This window comes from Sphaerotilus natans (genome assembly GCF_900156335.1).
GTDB classification, from domain to species: domain Bacteria; phylum Pseudomonadota; class Gammaproteobacteria; order Burkholderiales; family Burkholderiaceae_C; genus Sphaerotilus; species Sphaerotilus natans.
Genome location: NZ_FTMZ01000024.1, coordinates 62,353 through 68,352, shown reverse-complemented (window position 1 = coordinate 68,352; position 6,000 = coordinate 62,353). Strand labels below are relative to the sequence as shown.

The 6,000-nt window shown below is 68.8% G+C and carries 8 protein-coding genes; 4 read left to right on the top strand and 4 right to left on the bottom strand.

Going from position 1 to position 6,000, the window contains the following annotated elements:
- Nucleotides 1–274, bottom strand: a 274-nt coding sequence (locus BW996_RS18000; protein WP_139330941.1) for a transposase family protein, incomplete at its 3' end; no start/stop codon positions are given.
- A gap of 335 nt (nucleotides 275–609) precedes the next feature.
- On the opposite strand from BW996_RS18000, the gene BW996_RS17995 reads away from it, so the two are divergent.
- Nucleotides 610–1,728, top strand: coding sequence for a 3-deoxy-7-phosphoheptulonate synthase (locus BW996_RS17995; protein ID WP_037482813.1), 1,119 nt, complete (start codon nucleotides 610–612; stop codon nucleotides 1,726–1,728).
- A 55-nt stretch (nucleotides 1,729–1,783) separates the two neighbouring features.
- Nucleotides 1,784–2,101, top strand: a complete 318-nt coding sequence (locus BW996_RS17990) for a hypothetical protein (RefSeq protein WP_037482815.1) — start codon at nucleotides 1,784–1,786, stop codon at nucleotides 2,099–2,101.
- Between the two features lie 15 nt (nucleotides 2,102–2,116).
- Here BW996_RS17990 and BW996_RS17985 read toward each other — a convergent pair whose 3' ends face one another.
- On the bottom strand, nucleotides 2,117–2,707 hold the full coding sequence (locus BW996_RS17985) for a cob(I)yrinic acid a,c-diamide adenosyltransferase (RefSeq protein WP_037482818.1): 591 nt from the start codon (nucleotides 2,705–2,707) through the stop codon (nucleotides 2,117–2,119).
- 92 nt (nucleotides 2,708–2,799) lie between these two features.
- Here BW996_RS17985 and BW996_RS17980 point away from each other — a divergent pair, with 92 nt between their 5' ends.
- Nucleotides 2,800–3,561 (top strand): YecA/YgfB family protein, encoded by a 762-nt coding sequence (locus BW996_RS17980; RefSeq protein ID WP_037482820.1) that lies wholly within the window; start codon nucleotides 2,800–2,802, stop codon nucleotides 3,559–3,561.
- A gap of 89 nt (nucleotides 3,562–3,650) precedes the next feature.
- Nucleotides 3,651–4,073 (top strand): universal stress protein, encoded by a 423-nt coding sequence (locus BW996_RS17975; RefSeq protein ID WP_037482823.1) that lies wholly within the window; start codon nucleotides 3,651–3,653, stop codon nucleotides 4,071–4,073.
- A gap of 1 nt (nucleotide 4,074) precedes the next feature.
- Here the strand turns inward: BW996_RS17975 and BW996_RS21455 are convergent, their stop codons facing one another.
- Nucleotides 4,075–4,323 carry a hypothetical protein gene (locus BW996_RS21455; RefSeq protein ID WP_139330940.1) on the bottom strand — a complete coding sequence of 83 codons (249 nt, stop codon included), beginning with the start codon at nucleotides 4,321–4,323 and terminating at the stop codon, nucleotides 4,075–4,077.
- Between the two features lie 65 nt (nucleotides 4,324–4,388).
- Entirely contained in the window at nucleotides 4,389–5,993 is a 1,605-nt protein-coding gene (locus BW996_RS17970) for an alkaline phosphatase D family protein (RefSeq protein ID WP_051632018.1), read from the bottom strand.
- Nucleotides 5,994–6,000: the final 7 nt, after the last annotated feature.

Sequence of the window (6,000 nt, the reverse complement as noted above, 5' to 3'; positions counted from 1 at the left end):
GCACCGCGTCCAGCATGGCGAACACCCGGCTGAACGTGTCGTGCGAGGCCATGCCCTGCTCGAAGGGCAGGAAGCGCCGCATCCACTCCAGCTTGAACTCGCCCCACTCGCTGACATCGACCCAGTCCTCGGCGCCCGCAGCCACCGCGCACAGCGCCGTCAGCAGCAGTTCCTGCAACGGGTACTGGAAGCGGCCGGTCTGCCGGCGCGGATCGGCCAGGTCTTCAAAGTGCTGCATCAGCTCATCGCCGGGGGCCGTCGGGTGGTCTTGCATCGTGTCTGGGGCTGCGAGGTCGGGCTGGATTGTTACCACTCAATCGGGGCGGTGGCTAATGCAATCGCCCTGAGCGCCAGGGCTTTCCGGTTGACGCGGCCGCCCGGCCTCTCTACATTCGACCCCCATGAAGCGTTTTGCCTTCTTTTTTGGCTACTTTTGGTTCTCGCACCGCACCGGCGGAGGAGAGGCCCACGCGTAGCTGAACAAGCCCGCAAGCGCTCCAAGGAAACCGCCGGATCCCCGGCGGTTTTTTTTTGCCGCCGCCCGATGAGCCGGTCTTCCGCATCCCGTTCCGAACCCCAACGACACACGAATCCTCCAGGAGCACGAAGATGAACGCCAAGACCGCCTCCGGCACCGATGCCTGGTATCCGCCCGTCGACAAGACCTCGCAGACCGACGACGAAAGGATCCAGGACGTGACCCCGCTGCCCCCGCCTGAGCACCTCATCCGCTTCTTCCCGATCCGCGGCACCGCGATCGAGAACCTGATCGGCGAGACCCGCCAGTCGATCCGCAACATCATGCAAGGCAAGGATGACCGCCTGCTGGTCATCATCGGCCCGTGCTCGATCCACGATCCGGCGGCCGCCTTGGAGTACGCCCGGCGCCTGAAGCCGCTGCGCGAGAAGTACAAGGACACGCTGGAAGTGGTCATGCGCGTCTACTTCGAGAAGCCGCGCACGACGGTGGGCTGGAAGGGCCTGATCAACGATCCGTACCTGGACGAGAGCTACCGCATCGACGAAGGCCTGCGCATCGCGCGCCAGCTGCTGATCGACATCAACCGTCTCGGGATGCCGGCCGGCAGCGAGTTCCTCGACGTGATCTCGCCGCAGTACATCGGCGACCTGATCGCCTGGGGTGCGATCGGCGCGCGCACCACCGAAAGCCAGGTGCACCGCGAACTGGCCTCGGGGCTGTCGGCGCCGATCGGCTTCAAGAACGGCACCGATGGCAACATCCGCATCGCCACCGACGCCATCCAGGCCGCGGCCCGTCCGCACCACTTCCTGTCGGTGCACAAGAACGGCCAGGTCGCGATCGTCGAGACCCGCGGCAACACCGACTGCCACGTCATCCTGCGCGGCGGCAAGGCGCCGAACTACGACGCCGCCAGCGTCGCGGCCGCCTGCAAGGACCTGGAGGCGGCCAAGCTGCCCGCCACGCTGATGGTCGACTGCAGTCACGCCAACAGCAGCAAGCAGCACGAGCGCCAGATCGACGTGGCGCGCGACATCGCCGACCAGATCGCCGCCGGCGGGCGCAGCGTCTTCGGCGTGATGATCGAGAGCCACCTGAAGGCCGGCGCGCAGAAGTTCTCGCCGGGCAAGGACGATGCCTCGAAGCTGGAGTACGGCCGCAGCATCACCGACGCCTGTATCGGATGGGACGATTCCGAGCAAGTGCTGGAAATCCTGCACCGCTCGATCCTGGCCCGCCGCGGCTGAGCCGCTAGGATCAGGGGGATCCTTGCATCATCCTCAGAGACAGGAGACCCCGATCATGACTGGCCGCCTGACCGTTCGCTTTTCTCCCGACCAGGAATTCGTCGTTGCCGCCGCCGAGCCGCTGCCCGCGGCCGATGCGGCGCGACAGTGGCTCGACGAGCAGTTTCTCGAGTTCGACTGCGAGCCGCTGCGCGCCTCCGGCAAGGTGCTGACCGCCGACAAGCTGCTGGCGGTGGCGGATGCGGCAGGGGCCCAGGCCTTCGGGTCGGAGGGCGATCCGGCCTGGGCTGCACGGCTGGCCGCCGCGGCCTGCGCCGCCACCGGTCGGCCGGTGGTGCGGCTCGACCTCGTCGAGGGCCGGGCCAGCTTCTGAGCGGTCCTCGGACCCTCAGGCGGCGTTGTCGTCCTGCTGGCGGGCGAGCCGCTCGCTTCTCCAGTAGACGTCGTCGCCGCCCAGTCCGTCGAGATTGGCGCGGTTGAGCACCCGTGCCAGCACGAACAGCAGGTCCGAGAGCCGGTTCAGGTACTGGCGTGGTGCGCTGCGGACCTCTTCGCCGGAGCGCTGCAGCGTCACCACCGCACGCTCGGCACGCCGGGCGATGGTGCGCGCCACATGGGCGAGCGTGGCGCTGCGCGTGCCGGCCGGCAGGATGAACTCCTGCAGCCGCGGCAGATGCTCGTTGTGATGCGCCAGCGCCTCGTCCAGGCGCAGGACGGCCTCGTCCTTCAGCAGCGCATGGCCCGGAATGCACAGCTCGCCGCCCAGATTGAACAGCTCATGCTGGATGACGACCAGCAGTTCGCGCACCTCGGCCGGCAGCGGCTCGGCCAGCAGCACGCCGATCTGCGAGTTGAGTTCGTCCACGTCGCCCATCGCCGCGATGCGCAGGTGGTCCTTCGGCACGCGCGTGCCGTCGCCCAGTCCGGTGGTGCCGTCGTCCCCGGTGCGGGTGCTGATCTGTGTGAGTCGGTGTCCCATGCCCTCATCCTAACGGCTCGGCCCCGGCCCCGGCTGCGGCGGGCACAATACGCAGCAAGCACGATCTGTCACGAATTCCGAAAGCTGTTGCCATGTCCCAACCGTCCCAGAACGACCTCACCGATGCCGAGATCGGCGAACTCGACGATCTGCTGGCCCAGATCCCGGCGCCGCTGGAGGCGCTCGATGTGGTGATGCTCGATGGCTACCTTTGCGGCGTGCTGGCGCAGCCGGTGGCCGTCGACATCGCCGAATGGCTGCCGCCGGCCTGCGACTGGAACCTTGGCGACGAGGAGCAGGGCGGCGGCGCGGTGCTCACGCCCGACACGCCAGGATGGCATGGCGCGCGTCACGAGCGCCTGCTCGCGCTGGTGCAGCGCCGCTTCGACGCCCTGAACCGCCAGATGGTCGAGGACGGCTGGTTCGATCCGGTGGTGATGCAGCCGCTTGGCGAGGATGACGAGCCGCTGACCGGCCGCGCCCAGATCGAGGGTGCACTGGGACCGTGGATCATCGGCTTCGAGCACGCGCTGAACCATTTCCCGGGCCTGGAGGATCTGCCGCATCCGGACATCCCGGATCTGCTGGCCTGCCTGCGCCGCCATCTGCCCGACCAGAGCGAGGACGAGCAGGCCTACACCAAGGCGCTCGACCAGGAGCACCCGCTGAAGTCGCTCGACGCGGCGATCGAGGATCTGGTCGGCAATGTGGTCGAGCTGGCCGACATCGGCCGCGCCGAGCGGCTGAAGGTCACCCAGGTGCGTCGCAACGCGCCCAAGGTCGGCCGCAACGACCCCTGCCCGTGCGGCAGCGGTCGCAAGTACAAGCAATGCCACGGCCGCGACCAGAGTTGATCCGGGTCAAGACCGGACTGGCTTCATGCTGACAGACTGGGTCCGTCGGGTCCTCGAGGCCCGTGGACTCACCCCGCAAGGAGACTCGCATGAAGATTCTGGTCGCCGTCGACGGCAGCGAATTCACCCGCCGCATGGTCGCTTACTGGGCCGCCCACGACGAGTGGCTCGGTACCCAGCATGAGTACACCGTGCTGACCGTGGTGCCGCCGGTGCCCCCGCGTGCCGCGGCCGTGCTGGACCGCGAGCTGCTGAACGGCTACTACGCCGACGAAGGCGAGAAGGTCTTCCACCCGCTGCGCACCTTCCTGGACAAGCAGGGCCTGAAGGCGACCTTCCTCAGCAAGACTGGTCACATCGCCGACACCATCGCCGCCACCGCAAGCGAGGGCAGCTTCGACCTGCTGATGATGGGCTCGCATGGCCACGGCACGCTCGGCAATCTGGTGATGGGCTCGGTCGCCACCAAGGTGATGGCGCACTGCAAGGTGCCGGTGCTGCTGATCCGCTGAGTCAGCCCTTCGACTCCGGTCCGGGATCGGCCTGGCCCTCCGGCGCTGGTCGCTGACGGTCGCGCCGGTCCTGATCGCCCTGGGGCAGGGTGTCTGCAGTCTGCGGGCCGAAGCTCATGTCCAGGCCGAAGGCGGTGCCGTAGTCGGCGCAATCCTCGGAACGGCGCCGTTGTGACGCCTGCGGGCCTCGCCCCGGTTTCCATGAGGGCCAGCTCAGCCAGCTGGTCAGCGAACGCTTCATCGTCGTCATTGCCGATCTCCCGAGACTGCCTGCCGCGGCCCGTCGACTGCACCGACGGACCGGTCTTCAGGGCGTCAGCCGACCTGCGGTCCGGGTCGGCCGGCTTCGACATGGAAGCTGGCCAACGTGCGCATCCGTGAATGCGGCAGTACCGGAAAATCCGTCGCCCTGGCGATGCAGTTTAGCGAGCGCGCCGTCACTTCCAGTTGCATGTAACCCCTGACATCGCTGCGGGCGTGCAGGATGTCCGGGTTGGCGCGGCGGATCAGCGACATCGTCGACTGCGGCATGCCTGCCGAGGTCAGCGAGGTGGCGACGAACTCGCTGGCGACCACCGGCGCGCGCCGATCCCCGGGGCGCGCGCGCAGCTGCGCGGCGACATGGCGATGCACGTCGCCGCCGAGCATGACGACATCGTCGATGCGCCGTGCACCGATGAAGCCCAGCAGCCCGGCGCGCTCCTGGGCATAGCCATCCCAGCCGTCGGTGAAGACCAGCCGGCGTCCGTCAGGCGCGGGCAGGCCCCAGGGGCTCATCTGCGTCGACTGGCCGATCAGCTTCCAGCGCCGCCGCGATCCGGCCAGACCCTGCTGCAGCCACTGGCGCTGGGTCGGGCCGAGCATCGACCGGTGCGGCGCATTCACCTCGGCACAGTTCCAGCGCAGGTGGCCGTTGTAGCGCCCCTGATCGTTGCAGGCCTGCACGTCGCGGTACTGGCGGCCGTCCAGCGTCCACAGCTCGGCCAGTCGGCCCCAGGTGAAGCGGTCATGCATGCGCATGCCGCCCGGGCCGGGCTGCTGGTCGAGCGCCAGCGGCAGATGCTCGAAATAGGCCTGATAGGCATGGGCGCGCACCCGCACGAATTCCGCCGGGGGGAGGTCGAAGTCGTCGTCGCCGCGCAGGCCGGCGTAGTCGTTGCGGACCTCATGATCATCCCAGGCCAGGATCCAGGGATGCGCGCGGTGCGCGGCCTGCAGGTCCGGGTCGAGCTTGTAGTGGGCGTGGCGGCTGCGGAACTGCGGCAGCGAGAAGGCCTGGCCCGACGGATGCTGGCCGGTCTCGTGGCTTCGCACCCGCAGCCGGCGTGCGCAGGGGTTGTCGTAGATGTAGTCGCCGGTGAACAGCACGAAGTCGATGTCCAGCCCGGCGATCTCGCGCTGCGCGATGAACCAGCCCTGCTCGTAGTGCTGGCAGGAGGCCAGCACCAGGCGCAGCCGATCGACGGGCGCATCCTCGGCCGGCGCGGTGCGAGTGCGGCCAGTCGGGCTGAGTGCATCGCCGGCGATGAAGCGGTAGAACCAGATCCGCCCCGGTGTCAGCCCGTCGGCGTGCACCCGCACGCTGTGGGCCTGCGCCGGATCAGCCCAGACGGTGCCGCTGCGCCGGATGCGCGAGAAGCCCTCGTCCTCGGCCACCTGCCACTGCAGTGCCACCAGCGCGCGTGGCATGCCGCCGCGCGGCGCCATCGGCTGCGGTGCCAGCCGGGTCCACAGGATCACCGAGTCCGGCCGCGGCTGGCCGCTGGCCACGCCGAGCGTGAACGGATCGGTGGCGAAGTGCGGGCGCTCCTGGCGCGGCAGCGAGGCATCCGGTGCGGCCGCGACCCGCTGGGCGGCCAGGAGGGCGGCCCAGCGCGACAGTTCCCGCAGGGTCGCGCGGCGCGAAAGAGAAGGTGACATCATGGTG